Genomic DNA, 22534 nt, shown 5'->3' with positions numbered 1-22534 from the left:
CGATCATTGCGAAGATGCGGGGGATGTGCGTTTGCATGTGGCAGGCTGCGCCGCTGCGGATCGGATCCTGGACGATGGAGGCAGGGTCCGCGGCAAGATTGAATAATGCAGAACTTGCGCGTGCTACCAGCTGCCAGCCGGACGAAATGGAAGCCAGAAATGTTCGCTTTGCCATACCCAGCTGCTATCGGACACATGACCTCGAAGACCACACTGGAACAAACCCTGCTGATCGTGGTTTGCAAGTCATGAGCGACCAGGAAAAATGGACAGGCGGATGCCTCTGTGGAGGATGCCGGTATGAATTTCACGGCGAACCGCCCCATTCAGGCTATTGCCATTGCAATATGTGCAAACGGGCAACGGGCGGACCGTTCGCGGTTCTAGTCCAGGCAAGGCTTTCTGATTTCGTTTGGACGACGGGAAAGCCGTCCGTCTACCGGTCGTCACCGATTGCAACACGTGGATTCTGCGCCAACTGCGGGACACCGCTCTTTCTGCAGTATGACGGGGACGAATTGATAAGGCTGACCGCCGGGTCTCTCGATCATCCCGAGCGGATTCGACCGGCGGGGCACTACGGCGTCGAAAGCCGCCTGCGATGGGCGGAATGCGGACCCGGTTTGCCAGAAGAACAGACGCAGGAGAGATTCTAGCTTGCGCTGGATTACAACGCGCTGTCGTCATTTCCGGTTTGGCGCATATGCGGGTGCGCCGGCAGTTCTTTTTTCGAAGGCGCACGCGGCCCGAAGATGGAGGGCAAAGCGGTTCACTGTCGGCGGTTGATTGGCCTGGCAACTTGGTGCGCTGCACGCCCCGGCCCTCGCTTGGCAGTTCCCACGCTGACACTCCGGGTTGACACACCTAGCTCAAACTCTAGCTGCAGTGCGGGCGCTTCAACATCGAGCGGATGACAAGTGCTGCAGCTAGATTGTGTAACCTTGCTAAGCGCACGTCGCAAACCGAAGAAGATTTCGTCGATGAAGAACGTCGCTTTCGTGTCGCAATAGCAAACGCCCGTAGGCAGCTCGAACGGCGACACCGAGGAAAAACCAGTATTAACAGGGAGATGAAAATGCCTCAACTCGATAGAATTCCGGCTATTCCGCTCCACGATGAACATGTCGTCACAGCAAGAGAGGCGCTTGAAGGGCTCTATCTGAAACTTCAGCAGGAGGCCGAAGTGCGTCTGGTTGCTGCCGCGATGCGGGCAGGCTGGTCCCCCGAGGAAGCGATAGATGCCATCGACGACCTTCGGAAGGAAGACGTGCAGGTCGTGGATTGACACGGCGAGGTTTGCCGCAACGATGCCTGGTGGGCGGCTTGAGAATGATGGCCATCATGATTGGCAATTTTTGCCGCTTTTTGTTGGTGGACCGGCGATCCGCTCGATTGCACATAAAGGTAGAGGAACTTTATCATCGCTCCGGTAATTGAAGCTACCGGCCGCGTGCAATGCTGCAGATTGGAAGGCAACATCCGCCAGCACGTGCGGCCAGGGGCTCGCCTCTTGCTTCTTTGGAGGCGAGTCCATGATGACCAGCCTCCCATAGCCGTCCTTTTGGCTGGATATCATCGGCAGAGGTGTCGTTTCTCATCAAGCCGATCGGCGCCGGCTTTCACCGCTTGCCGGTTAGAGGCCATGATGCCGAAGACTGGGGATATCCGGCTTCGCGATCGGTCGCCGGCGGCCGGCCCCTTGAAGTACCTGCAGATCGATCGTTCCGGACGGCAAGCCGTTATGATCGGGATTTGTAGTCCTTTGCCGCGCGATCTCCCCGCCAATCAAGAGGGCAACGTTGGGAACCTCGAATGTGCTGACTTGTTAGGATGGAACAATAACAACAACAGGAGAAGTGTCATGAAACTCACTTCGTTGACGCTGATTGCCGTCTGCATGGCAGCTTTGACATCCCATCCGAGCTTCGCCGACTGCGTGGACATAACCGGGTCCACAAAGACGGAGGAACGTAGCGGCATCGCCAAAGATGGGGCGCATGCTCCGATGGAAGGCAGTCAAACCACGCAAGCGCAAGCGAACGCGGCTGGCGCCAACGCACCCCAGAAGGAAGGTGGCATATTGCCGTTGGCCAAAAACCCCAATCTTGCCACGTCTGAACAGGACATGGTGGCACAGCAGCATGGCGAAAAAACCGCTGCAGCAAAGGCCCGGAAAGAAAAATGCGATTAATCACGCAACCACATTGCGGTTGGTGAGTGAGGCACCCCGCAAGCAGAGCTGGCCGCCCAAAGTGTGCGAGAGCGAGGTGCCGTGTTAGACGGCCCTGCTTCTCGGTGTGCAGAAACGAACAAGGAGACTTTTGCGGGGCAGGTACGGGCGGCCCGTTGTCATTGATCTTGCCGTCGCGAGAAATGAAACCCGGCGTTCAGCCGGGTTTGTTTCTTAATGCCACGTCTGGTTTCTTAATGCCACGTCTGGTTTTCATACCAATCATCGACGTCTCGATGGACGCGGTCGCGGGCCAATCCGTAGCGCTCCTGGATCTTTCCCTCCAACTGATCGCGCTTGCCGGCGATCTGATCAAGGTCGTCGTCGGTGAGCTTGCCCCACTGTTCCTTGATCTTGCCTTTCATCTGTTTCCAATTACCTTCGACGCGGTTCCAATCCATAGTGCTTCCTCCTTTTTGTTGTTTGGACAAAACGGTCCGTGGCATGTTTTGTTCCTTGAAGGGCGGCACCTGACGGGGCATACAAGTCGTTCGAGTGGGCCGTCAGCGCCTTTCACGACCCGGCTATGACGGCTGCCGCGGCTTGCCTTGCGTGCGTGCGTGCGCCGTGCTGTGCACCAACAAAAGTCCGCGCATTCGCGAGTATCCGAGCTTTCTTGAGTGATCGACCTTCAGCCTCCTGTGGACACCACGAACCCGTGGAGCCTGGGCCGGGCCGCAGAGGCCCGGGGGGCGGTTTTGGTCAAACGAGCTCGCCCGTCCGCGACTTCTCAGCGCGTGCTTTGGTACTTCCGTTGAGCCCGGGGCTGCTTGAGAGCTTACACGGATGCCAAGCTGCTGCCGAAGCAGCACGTCTGATCACTGTAGTCGTCGTACCAGATTTGCTGAGCGCGTACCGATCAACTCGCGGCTCGTCCGGGTCCGACGGCATGTTTACTTCTTGCTGTTTCCGGGTGAACACTTGCTGATTGGCCCACTATCCCAGATCGGCAGACTGAAATGGACCGTATCGATGCAATGAAGGTATTCGTCACCGCGATCGACGAAGGCAGCCTGGCAGGGGCCGCCCGGCGGCTGAAACGATCACCGACTGCGGTCAGTCGGGCGCTGAGCTTCCTGGAAGCCCATGTCGGCGTTGAACTGCTGCATCGAACGACCCGCACCCTCAAGCTCAGCGACGCCGGTCAGCGTTACGCCGCAGCCTGCCGGCGGGTGCTCGTCGATCTCGAAGAGGCCGACATGCTCGCCGGCGGTGAGCGTTCCGCCCCTCGTGGGATGCTGACGATTTCGGCGCCGCCGATCGTCGGGGAAGAGGTGGTGCGTCCCATACTGGACGATTTCCTTGACTTGCACCCGCCCGTTTCAATCCGACTTCTCCTGCTGGATCGGTTCGTCAATCTGGTGGACGAAGGCGTCGACATTGCCTTGCGGATCGGCCATCTCGCCGATTCATCACTCATTTCCACCCGGGTCGGTGGCGATGTGCGGCGCGTTGTTGTCGCATCTCCTCGCTATCTTGCCGCTCATCCCCGCGTCGAAGAACCGGCAGATCTCACAAACCACCAAATCGTTGCATTTACGAATTTCGGTCTCGACTCGTGGAACTTCACGCCGGCCCAGGGCTCATCCATTCCCCGGACAGTCCAGTTCACGCCGAGGTGCATCGTCAACAGCGTGCGCGCTGCAGCCGCTTTGGCCGCTGCGGGTCGCGGTTTGACCAGGCTCTATTCGTATCATGTCGCGGAATTTGTGCGGGATGGCCGGCTGAAAATCGTGCTTGCAGATGCCGAGCACGCCCCGTTGCCGGTTCATCTACTCGCGCCACATGGCCGCATGTCCGTACCCAAGGTCCGCGCCTTTGTCGATTTCGCCACGCCGCGTCTGCGCTCGGAATTTGCACGACTGGCAGCGCAGGCAGGCACACTCGGCTGATTATGCCGATTTTCGGAGGAGTGTTACCCAGACAGCGGCAATTCTCCCGACAACCGGATGGATCTAAATCAATTGCACCAACGCCGAGGGCGAAGGGCTGGCGCAAAGCGCCGCTGCATTTGAAAAGGATGTAGGTCCATGAGTACTGAACGAAATGTCGTCATCATCACCGGCGCATCGCAAGGGATTGGCGCTGAATTGGTCCGCGCCTACCGCGAGGAGAACTACCGTGTTATCGCCACATCTCGCTCGATCAAGCCCAGCACGGACCCGGATGTGCACGCCGTGCCCGGCGACATCAGTCACCCGGCGACTGCCGAACGGATCGTGCGCGAAGGGATTGAGCGCTTTGGCCGCATCGATTCGCTGGTAAACAATGCCGGCGTCTTCCTCGCCAAGCCTTTCATCGAGATGACCCAGGAAGACTATGACCACAACCTCGGGGTCAATGTGGCCGGCTTCTTTCACATTACCCAGCGCGCTGCCGCCGAGATGCTGAAGCAGGGTTCTGGCCATATCGTCAGCATCACCACGAGCCTTGCCGATCAGCCAATGGTCGGGATGCCATCGGCGCTCGCCTCCTTGACCAAGGGCGGTCTGAACGCCGTGACCCGGTCACTGGCGATGGAGTTCTCGAAGAGCGGCGTTCGCGTCAACGCGGTGTCTCCAGGCGTGATCAAGACGCCGATGCATCCGGTGGAGACGCATTCGGCTCTCGCCAAATTGCATCCAGTTGGTCGAATGGGCGAAATCCGCGACATCATCGATGCCGTCCTTTATCTCGAAACCGCTCGTTTCGTAACCGGCGAAATCCTCCACGTCGATGGCGGCCAGAACGCCGGTCGCTGGTGAACTTCTCGAAGGGAGACCAAAATGCCTATCGTCACCGTACAGGTTACCCGCGAGGGGACCACTGCTGACCGCAATTCGATCACCGCCGAGGAAAAGGCCGCCATTATCAAGGGCGTCAGCGAGGTGCTGCTCGACGTGCTGAACAAACCCCTTGAGTCCACCTATGTGGTGATCGAGGAGGTCGATCTCGACAATTGGGGCTGGGGCGGGCTTCCGACGGCGCAGTATCGCGCCAGGCGTGCGCCGGCAGCAAAACCTTGAGCCGCCGGCAGGAAGTTCGCACGTGAGGGTTTCGCCCAGAAACTCACGATAGGACTGAGATCGCTGCGTCGATGTGAGATCGTCAAAGGGTTGTACTGGGCGCCGCCCTTTCAAAAAAGGGAAAAAAGTACCATGGCGCTCGTATCCATAGCGAGTGGCCGCAAAAGGTCGACCCTCGACGTGAGCGATTTTTGTTCCTCTACATGGCGTTACAAAAAGCGCAGCCCGCGGACACATCGACGATACAGGCCCTCGCTCAAATGGCGCTGCTGTCCTCGAAGATGACGGTTTCGGTCCCAATACGAAAGGATGACCATATGACAACGATCAGACTCATTGCAGCTGCCCTGACGATAGCCGCAAGCGCGGTGACGCCGCACATGGCGCAGGCTCAACAATTGACAATTCAGCGCACCGATCTTCTGCGGCACGACCTTGACGTGCCTGGACGCGAACTTGTTCAGGTGCGCGTCGACTTCGAACCTGGCGCAATTGCCGCTAAGCATTCTCATCCCGGCGAAGAGATCGCCTATGTCCTGGAAGGCTCGCTGGAATATCAGCTCGGGGATAGGAGGCCCATCACGCTCAGGGCCGGCGAGACCTTGTTCATTCCCGCAGGAGTGCCCCACGTCGCGAAAAACGTCGGCAGCGGCAAGGCCTCTGAACTCGCCACATACATCGTCAAAAAGGGGATGCCACTCGTCGTACCGGCCAAGTAGATGATGCGCTCAGCGTACTGTCGCAGTCCGCAACGAAGACCCCTTCCTCCGGCAAGCAAAACACAGACACATTGTTTCCCGCCCGGGCTGCAGCATCAATCACATGGCGGGTCGGGCTTCAGGCTGGTTTCTGAAATCAAGGTGTTGGGGCGCAGCAATCGGCCGGATTTTCTGGGCGATTGCTCCAATTGACGGGACGGTCTGCGGCACGGGAACGACGGCTCGTTCTTCGATTGTTTGCCTGGCTGATCGAAGTCGGACCTTCACGAGCCTGGAATTCTTTTCTGAGCGATTGCCCGATCGTTGCGATGAACGTCAGCTGGATCGCTTGCGGCGGTCGATCCGACGTTGACGTCGCCAGGTTAGTGCAAAGGACCGCGGGGTCCCGTAGCCCATGGGCCTTACCGACTGCCTACTTCGAGCTGCAGATCTAGTTCAATGCCAACAAGAACAAGGCCTGCCCGACGCATTGACAGGCAATCCCGGGTTGCTAAATGCTGGCTTTGGTCCTATATAGAAACAGCTGCCGCGTGTACCTTCTCCTCCCGGTGCCGCCAGCTGTTCCCCTCTGGAGGTTCACACCTTCACATCTCATGGGCCGCAATTACCTGCGGCCCATTTTTTCGACAGTCAAGCTCCATGACCGGCAAGCCGTCTATTGTGGAGTGGTTGTTTTTGCCATGCCGGAAACTGCACGAGCGAGGTCGGCAAGGTGACGAACGGTGGTTCGGCAGGTGGGACAGCTCCGTTCAAGTCAGCAGTCGTCCTCTAGCCACTTTGTCGGCGGGCATCCAGTTCATGCGAGGCGAGCCCGTCGCATCTGAGCCGCAAAAGGTCAATCTACGGCACCTAGAAACCTTGAGCGGTGCCGCTGCGCAAGCCGTTGCGCATCCGTGCAAGGCAAAGAGTGCCACAGTCCCCGTTATGACGATGCCGAAAATGAAGTATTCCAGCCACTTGCGGCAAACACCAGAACCACCGTGCAGAAAAAATGCCCCGCAAGCGGCGGGGCACTGAGAAATGCGAAAGCGCCGCAGAGTGGACGACTGAGCCTAGTTTAGCTTGGAGGCGTTTTCCGTCAACTTGGACTAAGGTCCCAAATCACCGAAAGGCGCTCTGGTTGTACTCGGATCATCTGCCGGTGGTCCGGCTGGTGCCTTTTACAACGGGAGCGTAGGCCCACCGGTGCGGGCGGAATGTTCAGCCGAACCGATAGCAGCTCGTGAGAGAGCGGCGAGCAGTCTCTCGGGCTCACAGGGCTTCCAAAGCAGCTGGCCTGCGGAGAAAGCGGGTTCGCTCTCGATCGCCGCATCTGGTTCGCCGGAATAGAGAATGAAGGGGACGCTGCGCTCTGCAAGGGTCTTCACCGCAAACGAGCACATTCCATCGCTGAGACGCGGATCGACGATGGCGATATTCGGGGTGTTGACACCCAGCCATCCGATAGCCTCGGCACAGGTCGACAGGGTAATAACCTTCTCGGCGCCGTTTTCCTGAAGAAGCTTCTCGACATCGAGAGCGATGATCGGCTCGTCCTCAAGGAGCAGAACAGTTCCAATCGTCATCTTGCACCCCCCAGCTGTCGCCATTGCGCGCCATCAAATAGCGTACATTCGATAGGGCTCAAAGTCACTTCACATTGTAAAGCATCGAATGCAGCGCGCAGTTGCAACTTCCGTGTCATGCCATTGGCCCCTCTGTCTACGCAGCGTTGCTTTTGTCCGCCGCTGACCGACAGCAATTCCCGGTCAGCAGGCTGAAGAAACCCCGACGCTGGCGATATTTGACGTGGGTCGTGCAGCAGCAGATTGTTTTTAAATAGCAATCCCCCGGCACTTCATTACTGCGGACTAATGCCATTGGGTGAATTGCAATCGGACGTGATAAATCGCCTCATTGAAAGCGGGGATTTTGGTTTTCCTTTGCCGGTGCTGGTCCCCGCTTGGCCCCTGCGTAGATTTGGGCGGTTCGACCATGCGCCTTATTGTCGTGAACGACGTTTCCGTTGTCCAAGGTGGAGCGACGAAAGTCGCGATCCAGTGTCTGCAGGCCTGTGCGCGGGCCGCCATGGATTGCACTTTCTTCGTTGGCGACGACGGGACCGGCCTTGAAGAATACGGTCTGCGCTTACCGACGATCGCGCTTGGCGAAAGGCCGCTTCGAGACGGGCCTGTCATCGCCAATGTTTTCGACCGTCACTTCAACAAGCGGGCCTACGAGGCGCTGTCGATGCTGTTGGCACGATCCAGCGAAAAGACCGTCGTTCATGTGCACGGTTGGAACCAGATCCTGTCGCCTTCGATCTTTCATGCCCTGGCCGAGAGCCCGGCCCGCGTCATCGTAACGGCCCACGACTTTTTCCTGAACTGCCCGAATGGCGGTCGGCTCAACTACAGGAGCGGCGAAATCTGCCCCGTCAAACCGATGTCGCTCGAGTGCCTGGCAACCAACTGCGACAAGCGCAACTATCTGCACAAGCTTTGGCGCTTCCGGCGCATGCTGGGGCAGATTGGCGTCGGTGACGACTTTTGGCAGCGCATCGAGGTGATCCTCGCTCACGAGAAAATGGAAGCCTACTTGACCCCCGGGCCAATCAGGAATTTCCAGACCTTGCGCACACCCACCGAGCCGCTTACGCGGCGGCCGACGGAACCTTGGCGGCACGAACGCATCATGTTCCTCGGCCGCATGACCTGGGAAAAGGGCGTGCGTACGCTGGGCGAAGCACTGCGCATGACCAATCAGGCAGCAACGCTGATCGGCCGCGGGCCGCTTCTCGAAGAGATGCAGGTGACGCTTCCAAATTGCTGGGTGCCCGGTTGGCTCGACCATGAAACCGTAGCCGAGCTTGCCGACCAGGCGCGGATATTCGTGATGCCGTCTCGGATGCCGGAGCCTTACGGGCTGGTGGCCGCCGAGGCAATCATGAGTGGAATTCCGGTAATCATAAGCAGCAATGCTCTCATTGCTGACGAGATCGAGCAAAACCGCGCGGGGCTGGTGTTCAAGAGCGGCGATGCCGCCTCACTGGCCGAAGCGTTGTTGAAGGTCAAGAGCGACAGCCTTGTGCAAAAGCTCGCAGAAGGCGCCCGCGCCTTCGGCAATAAGATTGCGCCCAGCCGCGTAGAATGGGAACGCCGGATGATCGCGATCTATGCAGGGGAGGCTGCATTTCTCGCTGCTTAGGGGGGATCATGACGCGTGCACTCGTGACTGGCGGATGCGGCTTTGTCGGCCGGCATCTCTGTGACCGGCTCTTGGCCGAGGGCTTCGATGTGGTCTGCGTCGATCCTATAAAACCGGGAACGGGCGCAAGGCCACCTTCTTCAAGCCAGCGTTTGCATCGTCAGTTCACCTTGAATGAGCAGGATTGCCGGGGATTTTTCGAAAGCACCCGCGAGCATTTCGACTATGTGTTTCACCTCGCGGCGCTCGTCGGCGGGCGAATGATGCTCGAGAACCAGACGCTGCTCGTTGCCGAAGATCTCGCCGTCGACGCAGCGCTCTGGCGGTGGGCAGGCGAATGCCGCCCCGCAACCGTCGTCTATTTTAGCTCCAGTGCGGCGTATCCCGTGGCATTGCAAACTGAGGCGATGCAGACGAGGCTTTCTGAAGACATGATCTCGTTCGAGCGCCCGCTTGGCGTGCCCGACCTCAGCTACGGCTGGACCAAGCTCACCGGCGAATATCTGATGAAGCTTTATGTCGAGCGCTATGGCGGCCGGGCCGTTGCCTACCGGCCGTTCAGTGGCTATGGCGAGGACCAGGACCTCGCCTATCCCTTCCCGGCCATCTGCAACAGGCTTCTCAAGGAGCGCGGCGCGCCGGAAGTCTTCGTCTGGGGAAGCGGTCGCCAATGCCGCGACTTCATCCACATTTCCGATTGCGTCGATTTCATTTGGAAGACGATGGACGCGCTGCCATCAGGCGCAAGCCTTAACCTCTCGACAGGCAAAGCAACCGCTTTCATTGCGCTTGCCGAGCTTATCTGCCGCGAGCTCGGCTGGGAACCGCAGGTGCGAGGAATGGCAAACCGTCCAGAGGGAGTGTTTTTCCGCTGCGGCGACATTACGCTTCAAAAGGCATTCGGACTCGCGCCGAAGATCGGCATCGAGGAAGGTGTGCGGCGCTGCCTTGGACATCATCACCGCCTCGACGCCGCCTGCGTCTGACCCACGGACCCTATTGCACCCGCCGGCGCGAGCGGTCGGCGATATTTCACTTGCCGGTCCACAGCTAACATGTTAGTCAATCCGTACTGAATAGTCAGTTTGGCGGGATGCAGGTTCTTGGAGCGTTTTGGATTATCGGTGGCGCTGGCGACCCCTTTCGACGGCGATGAACGCGTTGCTGTTTCTGCGATGATCGCACACGCAAAGCGGAGCCTTGCGGCTGGCTGTTCCAGCGTCACGCTGTTTGGGACAACCGGCGAAGGATCGTCGATCGGCAGCACTGAGCGCCAGAGGGTGCTTGCGGCATTCATCGAGGCCGGCATCGAGCCCTCCCAAATTGTCGTGGGCGTCCTGGTCGACGCCGCCGAGGATGCTGCTGCCCAGACGGGCTATGCTCTTTCCATGGGCGTTCGAAACATTCTCCTGGCCCCGCCTTGCTATTTTAAGAATGTCAGCGACGAAGGCATTTTCCGCTGGTTTTGTGCCGTATTCCGCATTCTGGGGGATCAAGCGCGCGACATCATCGTCTATAACATTCCCTCCATCACGATGGTGCCGTTGAGCGTTGCGCTGATCGGCCGCCTGCGGCAGGCCTTTGCGGGAATTGTGACAGGCGTCAAGGATTCCTCCGGCGATTGGGCCTTTACCGAAAAACTGCTCGAGGCCCATCATGATCTCATCATCTTGATCGGCGATGAGCGCCACCTGGCACAAGCAACGCGCCTCGGCGGCCAGGGCGCAATCTCCGGCATGGCGAATTTCATCGCCCCGGAGATCAAGCGCATGGCCGAAGAAGGAAGGGATGATCCGCGCGTCGTTGCTTTCGTGGCCGACCTGCTGAAGCACCCCGTGACCCCGGCAATAAAGGTGATGATCGCGCACCTGAGTGGTGATGACATGTGGCTTGCGGTTCGCCCGCCGCTCGTTTCAATATCCGGCGAAGGATGCAACGAGCTTGCCCTCGCCTTTGACGCCCTGTTTCGAAAAAAGGCCGCTTGATCGTCATGTACGAAGGGGGATCCATGAGTGGATTGGACGAACAGCCGACGTTGCGGGAAAGAGCTTATGAGAGCTTTACCCGGCATCTGCTGGCGCGCGATGTCCGTCCCGGTCAGTTCGTCTCCCAACGCCGCCTCGTCGAACTGACCGGACTGACGCTCGGCGCAATCCGTGAACTCATTCCAAGGCTCGAAGCCGAGGGCCTCATCAAGACGGTGCCGCAGCGCGGCCTGCAGATTGCTCATATCGATCTCAACCTGATCCGCGAAGCCTTTCAGCTTCGCGTGTTCCTGGAGAAGGAGGCGGTTGCGCTCTTTACGCGGTCGGCCTCCGACGAAACGATCGCAGGCCTTTTGAAAACGCACCGGGACATCGCCGAGGCCATCGATGGCGGCAACAATTCGCATGAACTTGAGCTTCACGCCCAGGCTGTGGACTGGGGAATGCATGATGCCTTCATCGACGCGCTCGGCAACACCATCATCTCGAATGTCTACCGGGTGAATTCAATCAAGATGCGCCTTATAAGCCAGGAACGCTTTCGTATCGACGGTCGCGTCGGGCCGGTCATGGGAGAACATCTGAAGGTTCTCGAAGCCATAGAGCGACGGTCTGCGGAAGATGCGGTCAGCGCGCTCGTGGCACATATCCATCACGCGAGGGACCGCGCACTCAGATTATAGGAAATGCAAGCCGGTGGTGAGGAGATCTCCGGCAAGAAGAGGAGGAATGGCATGTCATCTTCAATTTGGAATCCAACTCGCCGGAATTTTCTGGCTGGTTCTGCCGCTCTCGGCGCCGCCGGCTTTCTTGGCGTCAGGGCGGCTTCGGCCGCCGTTGACTGGAAACGGTTTGCCGGCACAACGCTCGAAGTCAATCTCGTCAAGAGCCCACGCAGCGAGATCATCCTCAAATATCTCGGCGAGTTCCAGGAGCTGACCGGTATAAAGGTCAATGCCGAGGCGACGCCCGAACAGCAGCAGCGCCAGAAGACGACGATCGAGCTCAGCTCCGGAAAGCCGAGCTTCGACGTCGTCCACATGAGCTATCATGTGCAGAAACGGCAGTTCGAAAAAGGTGGCTGGCTTGCCGACATAAGCGGATTTCTCAAGGATCCGTCGCTTACCGATCCGTCGCTGGTCGAGAGCGATTTCGCCGATGCAGGCCTGCAGTTCGCCAAGGATTCCGACGGCCTCCTGCGCTCCCTGCCCTTCTCCGTCGACTACTGGATCGTCTACTGGAACAAGCAGCTCTTCGAGAAAAAGGGCCTTTCGTACCCTGCAACCTTCGAAGAGATGGCGAACGCCGCAGAGGCCCTGACGGACGCGTCCAGCAACACTTATGGCTTCGTTGCTCGCGGACTGAAAAATGCCAATGTCCCCGTGTGGACGGCCCTCATGCTCGGTTACGGCATGACGCCCCTCGGGCCCGACGGCAAACTGCGCACCACCACCGATGAAGCCGTCCAGGCGGCAACGCTCTATCAGCGCCTGATGACGAAGGCAGCACCTGTCGGCGTCTCCGGATTCAATTGGGCAGAAGCCCAATCGGCATTCCTGCAGGGCAAGGTCGGCATGTGGCTTGATGGCGTCGGCTTTGCCCCGCCAATCGAAAACCCTGAAAAATCCCGGGTCGTCGGCCAGGTGGGTTACGGGATCATGCCGAAGGGCCCGAAAGCGCAGGCAGCCGCGACTTTTGGCGATGGTATCGGGGTAACGGCAGCAAGCAAGAACAAGGAAGCCGCCTACCTCTTCTGCCAATGGGTGGTTTCCCATGACATGGGCGCCCGGCTTCTGCAGGCTGGTGCCGGCGTTCCCTTCCGCCAATCCATCCTTGAAGATCCCAAGGTTCGCGAAGGCGTCACGATGCCGAGCTCATGGGTCGATGCGGTCGTCGGATCCGGCAAGATTTCAAAGCTCGCCCTGCCGGTCATCATCCCCGTCACCGAATTCCGCGACATCTATGGCGTCGGCCTGACGAACATGATCGGCGGCGCAGACCCGGCCGCCGAACTCAAGTCAGCCACGGCCCAGTTCGAGCCGGTCCTGGCCCGAAGCGAGGGATGATGTCTTCGGTGAGCATTGAAGCGGCGAAGGCGACGGCAACCCGTGCGAGGAGCAAGTCCAGTGGACTTGCTCCCAACTACTGGCCCTTCGTCGTCCCAGCCCTGATCGTGATCGCGGCCGTCATCGTTTTTCCATGGGTTTTCACCCTGTGGATGAGCGTGAACAGCTGGACACTCGGGCAGGCACAGGCGTTTTCAGGATGGGACAACTATCTCCGTCTCGCGACCGACACGCGTTTTTGGGATTCTCTTTGGCATACCATCCTTTATACGGCGCTTGCGGTGATCGGACCCCTGTTTCTGGGAACGCTCGCCGCCCTGATCTTTGACGCGCAGTTCCCGCTGCGGGGATTCCTGCGCGGCATCTTCGTCATGCCGATGATGGCGACACCTGTTGCCATCGCGCTCGTCTGGACGATGATGTTTCATCCACAGCTCGGCGTCCTGAATTATATTCTCTCGTTGGTCGGAATTGGACCCCAGGAATGGATCTACAATCAGAAGAGCGTCATTCCCTCGCTGGTTCTGGTTGAAACCTGGCAGTGGACGCCGCTGATCATGCTAATCGTGCTTGGCGGTCTCGCGGCTCTGCCGCGCGAGCCGTATGAAAGCGCCGAAATCGACGGTGCCAATGCCTGGCAGAAGTTCCGTTATCTCACGCTGCCGATGATTGCGCCCTTCCTCATGGTCGGTGTCATCATCCGCAGCATCGATGCCGTAAAGAGCTTCGACATCATCTATGCGATGACGCAAGGCGGACCGGGCACGGCCTCGGAGACGATCAATATCTATCTCTACAATACGGCCTTTGCCTATTACGACATCGGCTACGGATCTGCGATGGCCGTCGTCTTCTTCGTCGTCATCGTTGCGCTTTCCTTCGTTTTAATGATGGTGCGGGCGCGCACGAACTGGTCAGACACGGAGACACGCTGATGAAGCGCAAGACGCTCGATCGCATCGGTCTTTTCTTCGTCGCCACGGTGATGGTCTCGCCGGTCATCCTCTTCTTTCTGTGGATGATCTCGCTGTCCCTGAAGTTCGAAATCGACAATGGAGCCTATCCGCCGATCTTCATCCCGGAGCGATTTGCCTGGTCGAACTACGCCAAAGTATTCGAGGAGAACAATTTCTTCCTGTATTTCTGGAATTCCATTCTTGTCACGGGAGCGGCGACCTTTCTGGCGTTGTTGATTGGCGTGCCGGCAGGCTATGGCATTGCCCGCCTCAAGGCCGAGCGTTCGGCAATGGTCATCATGATCGCGCGAATGACACCTGGGCTTTCCTTTCTGATCCCGCTCTTCCTGCTCTTCCAATGGCTGGATCTCCTCGGCACACTCTGGCCCCAGATCATCATCCATCTGGTGGTGACCGTGCCGATCGTCGTATGGATCATGATCGGCTATTTCGAAACGACGCCGATGGAGCTCGAAGAGGCGGCAAGTATCGACGGGGCAACGCCATGGCAGGTCTTCCGCTTGGTGGCGCTGCCGATCGCCAAGCCCGGCATTGTCGTCGCCTTCATCCTCTCCGTCATCTTCTCGTGGAACAATTTCGTGTTCGGTATCGTGCTCGCGAGCCGCGAAACCCGGACGTTGCCGGTGGCAGTCTACAACATGCTTTCCTTCGAGCAGGTCAGCTGGGGACCGCTTGCGGCCGCAGCTCTGATCGTTACGCTGCCGGTGCTGGTGCTGACAATGTTTGCCCAGAAGCAGATCGTTGCTGGTTTGACGGCGGGCGCCGTCAAAGGCAGCTGACGGCGGGCATGCTGTCTTGACGAGTGAAAGGCTTTTAAAGACAAGGGACCGACAGCCGCACGTCTTGTGCGTCGGTGCAGCTGTGCTGGATACTCTGTTTCGCGTTCGTAAAATGCCGACGGGACAAGGCAAGGTTCTGCCATATGACATGCTGCAGATAGTCGAGGGCATGGCCTCGAGCGCGGCTTACGCTGTTGTCAGGCTTGGGGGCAAGGCAAGCCTGTGGGGTTCTGTTGGGGATGACGAAACTGGCAAACGCATTATCGCGGATCTCTCGGCAGCCGGCATTGACACAAGCGGAATGCAGATCGCGCAAGGCGCGAGATCTGCAGTTTCGACCATCGTGGTTGATGACGGCGGCGAGCGTCTCATCGTCCCCTTTTACGATCCCGAACTGCATCGATCCGTCAAACACGTTTCGACAACCGAGATCGCCGCTTTCGACGCCGTATTAGTTGATGTTCGATGGCCAAAGCTTGCTCTCAAGGTCCTGGAAACGGCACAAAGCCTAGGCAAGCCGGCGATCTTGGATGGCGACGTCGCTGCCGATGGGGTCATCGAGCGCCTGGGGCCAGCAGCCAGCCATATCGTCTTTTCGCACCCTGCAGCAGGCAAGCTGGCCGGGACGCAGGATTGTGCTGCAGCGATCGGAGTGCTCAAGCAGCGTTTCCCGCAGGCGTTTATCAGCGTCACGGCAGGTGAAAACGGCGCCTTTTGGTATGACGATGTCAACGATTGCGTGATGCATATGACCGCGCGATGCGTCAAAGCAGTCGACACACTTGCCGCAGGCGACATCTTCCATGGCGCGTTCGCCTTTGCCGTCGCACAGAAATGGCAAATCGAAGATGCCATTCGAATCTCATCGGCGGCGGCAGCACTTAAGTGTCAGGTCTTTGGCGGACGCACGGGTGCACCCGACAGCGATCAACTTGCCGCCTGTCTGGCACAATGGACGCCTCAGGTCTCGCGGGTGTAACTGCGCTTGGAGCGCTCTTCGCGGTCTGCCTGGTTTGGCCGCCCCACGTCTATCCGGGATTACATCTTATACCAGTGTACCATTGTCATGTTTCCCCTATCACGAGTGTCACGATAAAGTCACGACACCTTTGCGCAAGCCTGTGCTTAGTTCTCTCGGAGGCGCTGTGGAACCGATCCAATAGAAACAGGATCGCCGATGGAGCGCATCATTTCGCGGTCTGGTAGAACATTGCGGAAAACAAGTTTGCAGTGCTCTTCAGGCGGATTTGGGAGACAAGCAGGTTTTCTTCTCTGCGAGCGTTTCAATAGCAGGTGTGGATGCCCATCGAATTCAGACGAATAACACATGCCGAGGCGGCGCAAAGCGCAGCCATTATGGTTGAGGCTTACGCCGAGCCGCCTTGGAGTGAAAAGTGGTCGATCGAGAATGCAGCTTGGCGTCTGGACGAACTGGCCAAAACACCTGGCTGCATTGGCGTGGCGGCATTCGAGGCGATAGAAGCCATCGGCTTCGCTTTTGCCCTTCCGCATACTTCGGTGATCGGCCGCGGCCTGCACCTTGCTGAAATAGCCGTATTGCCCAAGCATCAACGAAAAGGAGTCGGCTCAGGTCTGCTGAGCCGCCTCCAAATCGAAGCCCGAGCAATGGGTTATCTGCAGATCTGGCTCGTTTCCCAGCAGAGCGGTCGCGTTGCCAACTACTACACGGGCAATGGGTATGAGCCGTCAAACCGGCTTGGCGTTTATTCCAAGCGTCTTGACTAGCCGCGACGATGGTGCGACGAGCCATGGCCGACTTGTCGGCCCGAGTGGACGCATTTAGTGCCTGTGCAGATTGAAGACGTCCACGGACAGCGCCAGGTCGGGCAGGCCCGTTTCGGCGACATCGCCAATCTCGCGTGTAACGGCCTTCAGGGCAAGGTCAAGCCAATGCGTCGCGCTGACAAGCTCTACGTCCTGCGCCGCGTATCTTGCGTAAGTGATCATTCGGGCGAGCGCGATCAGCTCATCCAATTCGTCAATGGATCTTGCATTCTGGCCGGGGCCATCTGGATTGCTTGCGGAAGTGGTGCTCATCTCGATCTCCAATACCTGTGGAGAACATATTGGGGATAACAGCGAAGAGCCCGTGAAAACCGCGTGACACAATCACTAATTGCAAGTGGCATAGGCATATCATTTGGACGAAACATATGTCTCGTTCATACGCCATGAAATCTCTCTGTCGAAGGTGGATCCAGTGATGGCGCGAACAGCTTCCAGGAGCGCAAGAGCATCGGCACGTTTCTGGTCGACGGCGTTTGAGACCAAGAGCGAAAGCAACTTTCGCGGTGGCACTACACTGGCCGTGTCGCAACCGGCGATGATCGATTGCCAGGTCCGCTCCTTGAAGAAGATTTGCGAAGCACTCTCCTCAAGCCTTACCCGCATGGCAGGTGCTAGCTTGTTTTCGCTTTCCAACTTGTCGAGCGTTGCCCTGACGTTAACGAGCGGCACCGTCAGGGACTTATATCCATAATCGATTGGGCCGTGGAGCAATGCCACGTCAGAATCATCCACGGTCACGCCCGTCTGGTATTCATTGAAGATACGGCCGATGCCAATCATGCCAAAGAGCTGGCATTCTGCAGCGCGCAGTGCTCCCATGCTGGCCGCGCCCAAGACAGCCACATTCTGAGATAGCGCATAAAGGATCTCCTTGTGCCAGACCGGCGCCGTATATTCGAACCCGCCGTCGATGAGACCGATGACGCTCGCCCCGCGCCTCACGGCGGCAAGAACATCGCCCTGAACCGCAGGTGGACAGACGAAGACCTCCTCGCCAGCGAAGGATTCCGCATCTGGAAGGCTGGGACCGACGAACACGACCTTCATGACATAATGGCCTTTGAAACCGCGCGATTTCCAAAGCGGCGTGCGCGACCGCCCGGAGGGTTTTCAAGAGCAGGGATAAAGATTTTCGTGACGCTGAAGGGAAGTGCGGGATCGCTCAGGGCCAGGACGATGACCTTGTCTATTTGCTTTTCCCGCAAGGCACCCAGCGTATGGTGGAGATGTTGTGAGAGCGATTGTGGAAAGGCCGGCGCAATCGCTGCCGGCATCGCCGGAACGGCCTGGAAAGCGGTGCGCGTCTGCAGCGGGAGAGGCGCATGATAGGTTTCGGGCAATATGTCATCCCGCGCGCCGCTGATATAGGTCAACCGGGATTGAACTGCTTCGGTTACAGCCCGTATGGCTGCCCGAACGGGCGATGGATGAGCGCCGTTTCCTGCCGTTACTTCGACAAAACGGACATCTGCGGCGCCATGGATTTCCCCTGGTGCTAAAATTGCTGTGAAGCATGGAATGGCGATATCGCTCATCATGTCGAAGAGTCGAAGTACCAGCCCGGCCGTTTCGATTTTTTCGATCAATTGATCCAGCGCCGGGTCCTGGAGGCCGCGTGGATCGATGCAGCGCGAGTAGCGGTCTTTGTCATTGCCTATCTGCCAGAGGACATGGGCATCCCGTTCTATGCGCTCGAGAATCCCATGGAGAATTGCTTCTTCGAGCGTGTTTCCGCACGCCAAGCCATCGGAGGACATCCAGAAGCGGCAATCGCGCGTCCGGTCGAGGATCGCGGCCTCGAAAGGGATATAGATCTCGGTCCCCGACAGGAGTTCCCTGCCGAGCGCCCATTCGATCCCTTCGTCATCGCCTATGTCGTTCTTGTGGCGACCGATCAGACAGTTCAGCTTTTCAACCATGTAGCCGGATTCTTGAAGGCGGCGCGCGCTTGTTCGCACAGTATTGACGGAAGGATTGCCGGCAACGGCCCGTTCCAGGGCCTCCATGACGGCCGACACCTTCGCATCGTCGTCGGTCAGGCCCTTGCCTTGAGCGACGACGATCGAGCGGGCATTGGGAGAATAGGCACACCAGACCGGTATCCCGATGCGATCGAGACCGGTGTGACGTGCGACACGGGTAACGCCGAAGTCAAGCAGAAACGGCGAGACGCGCATCAACGTTTCCGACGGCACGACGGCCCGGTCGGAATATGAAAGGACTTGAGCGGCTGTCAGAGTAGGATCTCAACCGTCGACGTGCCCGGAAAACACCGCTTGCGCCGAAGAAACAGCAATAGCGAAATCCACCTTCTTCACAAAGGTGGCTCCTGTCTTGCGGACATCCGAAACAACTCGTGCCAGCTCTCCGACAGGCGATGCAAGCGGCTTCACCGTGCCTGCGTCAAGATCGGCAATCCAGAGATCCGCTTGTCCTGCAACGCCGAATACGACAGCTTTTTCCATAAATTTTCTCCATAAGGGTTGTTTTAAAATCCGGCCTTCAAAAGGCCCTCCCGATAAAGCTCCTTCTGCCATTGTTCCTTGAAAGGAACGACAGAGAGCCATTTCTCGACATCGAAAACAGGATTGAGTGCTTCGGCGCGTTGCCGGTAAAACTGTGCCCGCCTTCGATCGCCAATCATCGCACAGCTTGCCGCCGCGATCCGGTGAGCAGGTGCTTTGTCTTTCATCGCCTCCACGTATTCGATTGACGCTTCATACTGCTCAAGAAAATAACTTGCCCCTGCCGCGCACCAGAGGTAGGCGTCGGGCGATATCGGGTTGAGCGAGATCGCCTTTTTGATCTTCGACAACGCTTCCTCCGGGCGAGAGGCATGTACGAGCGTGTCAGCATGGCTATAAATGACGTCGGCAAAATGCGGACTCAATTCTTCCGCCAGACTGAGAGCGGAAACGCTGTGATCGACGTCGCCGCGATAAAGCTTGGTGACGCCTAATTCTCTGTATCCGCCAACAAATTCCGAATCCCCATCTATGGCCTTAAGGGCGCTCGATTCCGCCAGGCGCAGCAGCTCTTCGTTTCCCTGCGCCGTAACAAGCCATTCACTTGTATAGGTACGGGCAAGACCGGCAAAGGCGGGCGAGAAATTAGGATTGTATCGAAGAGCCTCCTTGAATGCGCTACGTGCCCTGCGGATATGTGGCAGCGTCAGCTTGCCAACCAAACTCGCACCGACGAGATATGAATGGTATGCCTGTGGATTGGCCTCGATGTTCAATCTGGCCTGCTCGTTCCTGGCCAGCTCTTGCACCAGCGAAGAGGTCAGCCTCTGGGCAATGAGCCGCCTTTGTGTCGGCAGTGCGTCCGACGTCATCGTAAAGCGCGTTGCCCAGATGACCTCGTCGGTGGGAAAATAGATAAGCTGGGCATAAAGCCCCTCAGTCGAAAGCCGCGTTTCAAGGAGATAAGAGATCGAGTGCCGCACAACGACCTGGGCTTTGTCGGAGTCGCGACGAATCTGGTCGGCCGTGTGCGGTGCGACAATAGAAATGTTGCGGAGCGCGCAAAGCTCAATGGTGACGTCTTCGATCAGGGCGTTGGCAATAGCGAGCCCGGCAACATGTCCCTGCGGAACCGGCGGAAGCAGCACGACTCGAGGAAGCACTGACGGCGAGGGCCTGACAGGCTCATGGTGCACGAGCCCGTCTGGTCGGGTCAATGGCAGGGCGTCGATTTTCGGCCTGCCTACCTTCTCATGCCTAGCCCCGTCAGCCGGATCGGCTCCAGGTAGCCGGCGAAGCATTTCCCTGATTTCTTCATCGGCCGGATCTTTCTCCAGAAGATACAGGCCGGCGGTGGATATCGCCCGGACCTCATCATTGCCTTTGGCATGTGGCAAGGCGTCAAAAAGCACTTCGCGCAGCTTCAATCGATGAGTCCGACGCTCTCCCGTGATCCAGTTGTCGATCGACCTGGTTGAGGGTTTCACGTTTGCCATGAAATCCCGCTGAAGCAGGTCGCTGATCGCTTGCAATCGCGCCAACGGAGGCATTGAGCTATCGAGAGTCTGAAGATCGACGGCAAGAGCCTTCGTGTTAAGCCGGATCGAACTGGACGTGATCTGGAGCAGGGCTGCGTTCGTGTCGTCATCGATCTGTCGAATGCGTGAGATCAACTTGCGCAGGTTAAGCCCCGAAAGCTCGGCCTGCGCGTCGGCCCATAGAAACTCCGAGAGCTCATGACGGCTCAGTTCATGGGTCTTGCGGCTGAAGAGATAGGCGACCATCACCAGGCCCTTGGCCGGATAGCGAATGGCATTGCCATCGGCATCGCTCAGCCGCAGATCGCCGAATGTCTGCAGATACAGCACCAAAGTGTCTATCCTCGCTCGGGTTCTATCTGATCGGAACTGTCGCGGTGGTTCTCGACCGGGTTTGCAGAGCCAAGGCTTCTGGTAAGGGCAAGCAGTTTTTGACGGACGTTGGGATCTTCGATTGCCAGAAATGCCCTGCTGAGTGCCACTCCCTCCTTCGACGTCATAAACAGCGTGACATCATCCGTCTCGCACCGTGCCTCGACATCGGATGACGCGCTCGCACTGTTTTCGAAGAAGAACCCGATGGGAACTTTGAGAATTTCCGCAATTCTCTGGAGCCTGCCAGCGCCTATTCGGTTCATGCCCTTCTCGTATTTTTGCACTTGCTGAAATGTTATACCCAAGGCGTCCGCTAGACTGCCCTGGCTCAAGCCAAGAGCCTTCCGCCTGAGCCGCAGACGACCACCCACATAGATATCAATGGCATTTGGAGATTTCGCCTTCATGGGGCCCCCTCTTGGCTCATGCGACGTGCATCATGATACATTTCGACGAAAATGCAACTAAAGGTCATCTATTACAAATCTTATTCTTGGTTTCCTGCCAAGGACCCTCTCAATGTTTTTACAACCAAGTCTAATTAATCTCAATTTAAGGTAACTGACCTGGCAATAAACGGGGCAGGAGTCCCCGGGCAGCTTGTTTTAGCATGAAATACTATACTGCTATTTAAAATTGTGTCACGTCGATTTCACGCATCGCTGCGGAATTTTACAGTTATGCTTCCTGCGTCAATATCTGGCGCTTTCGCTGGCCGATGGGGGCAAGCATCCACAGCGTCAGCGCGTTTTGTCGGGTCGATGCATCGTCGGTGATCACCACCGCTCAAGATCGGAGTTGTGAGAGCTATGGAACTACCTTCCATTCAGGTCAATCATGCCGATCGTCTTTTTGCCTGCCGGCAGAAGGTCGAAGGGGCCGTTTACGAGATCATTTTCAGCGAAAGGCTTATGGAGTTTTCGGCAGCAGAAATCGCCATGGCGGTCGCTGATATCGCTGATGATTATATCCTGTCGATTGCCAAGCAGAAATCGGCAACGCACAAGTCGGGCGGCCTTGTCATCGAATTAGGCCTTCGACGGCAGGAAGCGCCATGACAGATGCCCCTTCGTGGGCGGCTACCAACCTCAACGCGTGATCCGGAAGTCCGTTGGCGCCTCATCCAAGGAGGCCTGTTCGCTCACGACCCTGGAAACGGACGCGCCGACGGGTCCGTTCCAAAACTGTTTCAACATTCTCGAAACCGCCGCGTCCTGCCCGGCGATCAATGCGGTCACGGATCCGTCATCTTCGTTACGCACCCAGCCGGTCAAGCCGAGCCGCTGTGCCTGGGTCTTTGTCCATATGCGGAAGCTGACGCCCTGGACCTTTCCCGATATGTGCACGAGCCTCACCTTAGGATCATCCGTCATGACCACCTCCCTCATCAGGAAAATGCA

Annotated in this window: 26 protein-coding genes; 17 read left to right on the top strand and 9 right to left on the bottom strand. The window is 57.9% G+C overall.

Features of this window, described 5'->3' with window-relative positions; genetic code table 11:
• Nucleotides 1–14: 14 nt before the first annotated feature.
• From AM571_RS38280 to AM571_RS37115, 3 genes are all read left to right on the top strand, one after another.
• Nucleotides 15–656 carry a GFA family protein gene (locus tag AM571_RS38280; protein ID WP_335727738.1) on the top strand — a complete coding sequence of 214 codons (642 nt, stop codon included), beginning with the start codon at nt 15–17 and terminating at the stop codon, nt 654–656.
• A gap of 419 nt (nt 657–1075) precedes the next feature.
• Nucleotides 1076–1285 carry a hypothetical protein gene (locus AM571_RS26790; protein WP_074065592.1) on the top strand — a complete coding sequence of 70 codons (210 nt, stop codon included), beginning with the start codon at nt 1076–1078 and terminating at the stop codon, nt 1283–1285.
• 357 nt (nt 1286–1642) lie between these two features.
• Nucleotides 1643–2191: a hypothetical protein gene (locus tag AM571_RS37115; RefSeq protein WP_196776382.1), complete on the top strand. Its 549-nt coding sequence runs from the start codon at nt 1643–1645 to the stop codon at nt 2189–2191.
• 233 nt (nt 2192–2424) lie between these two features.
• Here the strand turns inward: AM571_RS37115 and AM571_RS26780 are convergent, their stop codons facing one another.
• The gene (locus AM571_RS26780; RefSeq protein ID WP_074064062.1) at nt 2425–2631 is read right to left on the bottom strand and encodes a CsbD family protein; all 207 of its coding nucleotides are present in this window, start codon (nt 2629–2631) and stop codon (nt 2425–2427) included.
• A 558-nt stretch (nt 2632–3189) separates the two neighbouring features.
• Between AM571_RS26780 and AM571_RS26775 the strand changes: the two genes are divergently transcribed.
• The 4 genes from AM571_RS26775 to AM571_RS26760 all read left to right on the top strand — a co-directional run bounded on the left by AM571_RS26775 (nt 3190) and on the right by AM571_RS26760 (nt 5954).
• Nucleotides 3190–4122, top strand: coding sequence for a LysR family transcriptional regulator (locus AM571_RS26775; RefSeq protein WP_074064061.1), 933 nt, complete (start codon nt 3190–3192; stop codon nt 4120–4122).
• A 138-nt stretch (nt 4123–4260) separates the two neighbouring features.
• Nucleotides 4261–4974 (top strand): SDR family NAD(P)-dependent oxidoreductase, encoded by a 714-nt coding sequence (locus tag AM571_RS26770; protein ID WP_074064060.1) that lies wholly within the window; start codon nt 4261–4263, stop codon nt 4972–4974.
• A gap of 21 nt (nt 4975–4995) precedes the next feature.
• Entirely contained in the window at nt 4996–5235 is a 240-nt protein-coding gene (locus AM571_RS26765; RefSeq protein ID WP_074064059.1) for a tautomerase family protein, read from the top strand.
• 317 nt (nt 5236–5552) lie between these two features.
• A complete protein-coding gene (locus tag AM571_RS26760; RefSeq protein WP_074065591.1) occupies nt 5553–5954 on the top strand; it encodes a cupin domain-containing protein in 402 nt (133 codons plus the stop codon).
• A 1160-nt stretch (nt 5955–7114) separates the two neighbouring features.
• Here AM571_RS26760 and AM571_RS26755 read toward each other — a convergent pair.
• Nucleotides 7115–7519, bottom strand: a complete 405-nt coding sequence (locus tag AM571_RS26755; protein ID WP_237358644.1) for a response regulator — start codon at nt 7517–7519, stop codon at nt 7115–7117.
• A 409-nt stretch (nt 7520–7928) separates the two neighbouring features.
• Between AM571_RS26755 and AM571_RS26750 the strand changes: the two genes are divergently transcribed.
• The 9 genes from AM571_RS26750 (at nt 7929) to AM571_RS26710 (ending at nt 16693) form a co-directional block, all read left to right on the top strand.
• The gene (locus AM571_RS26750; protein WP_074064058.1) at nt 7929–9140 is read left to right on the top strand and encodes a glycosyltransferase family 4 protein; all 1212 of its coding nucleotides are present in this window, start codon (nt 7929–7931) and stop codon (nt 9138–9140) included.
• A gap of 8 nt (nt 9141–9148) precedes the next feature.
• Entirely contained in the window at nt 9149–10126 is a 978-nt protein-coding gene (locus AM571_RS26745; RefSeq protein WP_074064057.1) for an NAD-dependent epimerase/dehydratase family protein, read from the top strand.
• Nucleotides 10127–10243: 117 nt separating this feature from the next.
• Nucleotides 10244–11125, top strand: coding sequence for a dihydrodipicolinate synthase family protein (locus tag AM571_RS26740; RefSeq protein WP_074064056.1), 882 nt, complete (start codon nt 10244–10246; stop codon nt 11123–11125).
• Nucleotides 11126–11148: 23 nt separating this feature from the next.
• Entirely contained in the window at nt 11149–11808 is a 660-nt protein-coding gene (locus AM571_RS26735) for a GntR family transcriptional regulator (RefSeq protein ID WP_074065589.1), read from the top strand.
• A gap of 51 nt (nt 11809–11859) precedes the next feature.
• Entirely contained in the window at nt 11860–13191 is a 1332-nt protein-coding gene (locus AM571_RS26730) for an ABC transporter substrate-binding protein (protein ID WP_074064055.1), read from the top strand.
• Nucleotides 13191–14126, top strand: a complete 936-nt coding sequence (locus AM571_RS26725) for a carbohydrate ABC transporter permease (RefSeq protein WP_074065588.1) — start codon at nt 13191–13193, stop codon at nt 14124–14126. The genes AM571_RS26730 and AM571_RS26725 overlap by 1 nt, the downstream gene beginning before the upstream one ends.
• A complete protein-coding gene (locus AM571_RS26720) occupies nt 14126–14947 on the top strand; it encodes a carbohydrate ABC transporter permease (RefSeq protein ID WP_074064054.1) in 822 nt (273 codons plus the stop codon). The genes AM571_RS26725 and AM571_RS26720 overlap by 1 nt, the downstream gene beginning before the upstream one ends.
• 16 nt (nt 14948–14963) lie before the next feature.
• Complete coding sequence (locus tag AM571_RS26715) at nt 14964–15926, top strand: PfkB family carbohydrate kinase (RefSeq protein WP_074064053.1); 963 nt, start codon at nt 14964–14966, stop codon at nt 15924–15926.
• Nucleotides 15927–16246: 320 nt separating this feature from the next.
• Nucleotides 16247–16693, top strand: a complete 447-nt coding sequence (locus tag AM571_RS26710) for a GNAT family N-acetyltransferase (protein ID WP_074064052.1) — start codon at nt 16247–16249, stop codon at nt 16691–16693.
• Nucleotides 16694–16747: 54 nt separating this feature from the next.
• Here AM571_RS26710 and AM571_RS26705 read toward each other — a convergent pair whose 3' ends face one another.
• From AM571_RS26705 to AM571_RS26680, 6 genes are all read right to left on the bottom strand, one after another.
• A complete protein-coding gene (locus AM571_RS26705) occupies nt 16748–17005 on the bottom strand; it encodes a hypothetical protein (RefSeq protein WP_074064051.1) in 258 nt (85 codons plus the stop codon).
• 99 nt (nt 17006–17104) lie between these two features.
• Entirely contained in the window at nt 17105–17803 is a 699-nt protein-coding gene (locus AM571_RS26700) for a TfuA-like protein (protein ID WP_074064050.1), read from the bottom strand.
• Nucleotides 17800–18993 carry a YcaO-like family protein gene (locus tag AM571_RS26695; protein WP_074064049.1) on the bottom strand — a complete coding sequence of 398 codons (1194 nt, stop codon included), beginning with the start codon at nt 18991–18993 and terminating at the stop codon, nt 17800–17802. The genes AM571_RS26700 and AM571_RS26695 overlap by 4 nt, the downstream gene beginning before the upstream one ends.
• Nucleotides 18994–19002: 9 nt before the next feature.
• Nucleotides 19003–19221 carry a hypothetical protein gene (locus tag AM571_RS26690; RefSeq protein ID WP_074064048.1) on the bottom strand — a complete coding sequence of 73 codons (219 nt, stop codon included), beginning with the start codon at nt 19219–19221 and terminating at the stop codon, nt 19003–19005.
• A 23-nt stretch (nt 19222–19244) separates the two neighbouring features.
• Nucleotides 19245–21089, bottom strand: a complete 1845-nt coding sequence (locus AM571_RS26685) for a peptide antibiotic resistance protein (RefSeq protein ID WP_074065587.1) — start codon at nt 21087–21089, stop codon at nt 19245–19247.
• Between the two features lie 8 nt (nt 21090–21097).
• On the bottom strand, nt 21098–21541 hold the full coding sequence (locus AM571_RS26680) for a helix-turn-helix domain-containing protein (protein WP_074064047.1): 444 nt from the start codon (nt 21539–21541) through the stop codon (nt 21098–21100).
• A gap of 402 nt (nt 21542–21943) precedes the next feature.
• Between AM571_RS26680 and AM571_RS26675 the strand changes: the two genes are divergently transcribed.
• Nucleotides 21944–22192, top strand: coding sequence for a hypothetical protein (locus AM571_RS26675; protein ID WP_074064046.1), 249 nt, complete (start codon nt 21944–21946; stop codon nt 22190–22192).
• 30 nt (nt 22193–22222) lie between these two features.
• On the opposite strand, the gene AM571_RS26670 is transcribed toward AM571_RS26675, so the two are convergent.
• Entirely contained in the window at nt 22223–22507 is a 285-nt protein-coding gene (locus tag AM571_RS26670; protein ID WP_132549037.1) for an acylphosphatase, read from the bottom strand.
• Nucleotides 22508–22534 lie beyond the last annotated feature (27 nt).

Origin of the sequence: Rhizobium etli 8C-3 (genome assembly GCF_001908375.1) — a bacterium.
Lineage (GTDB): Bacteria > Pseudomonadota > Alphaproteobacteria > Rhizobiales > Rhizobiaceae > Rhizobium > Rhizobium etli_B.
Note: the sequence above shows the minus strand (reverse complement) of the source record. Positions and strands in the feature narration are given on the sequence as shown.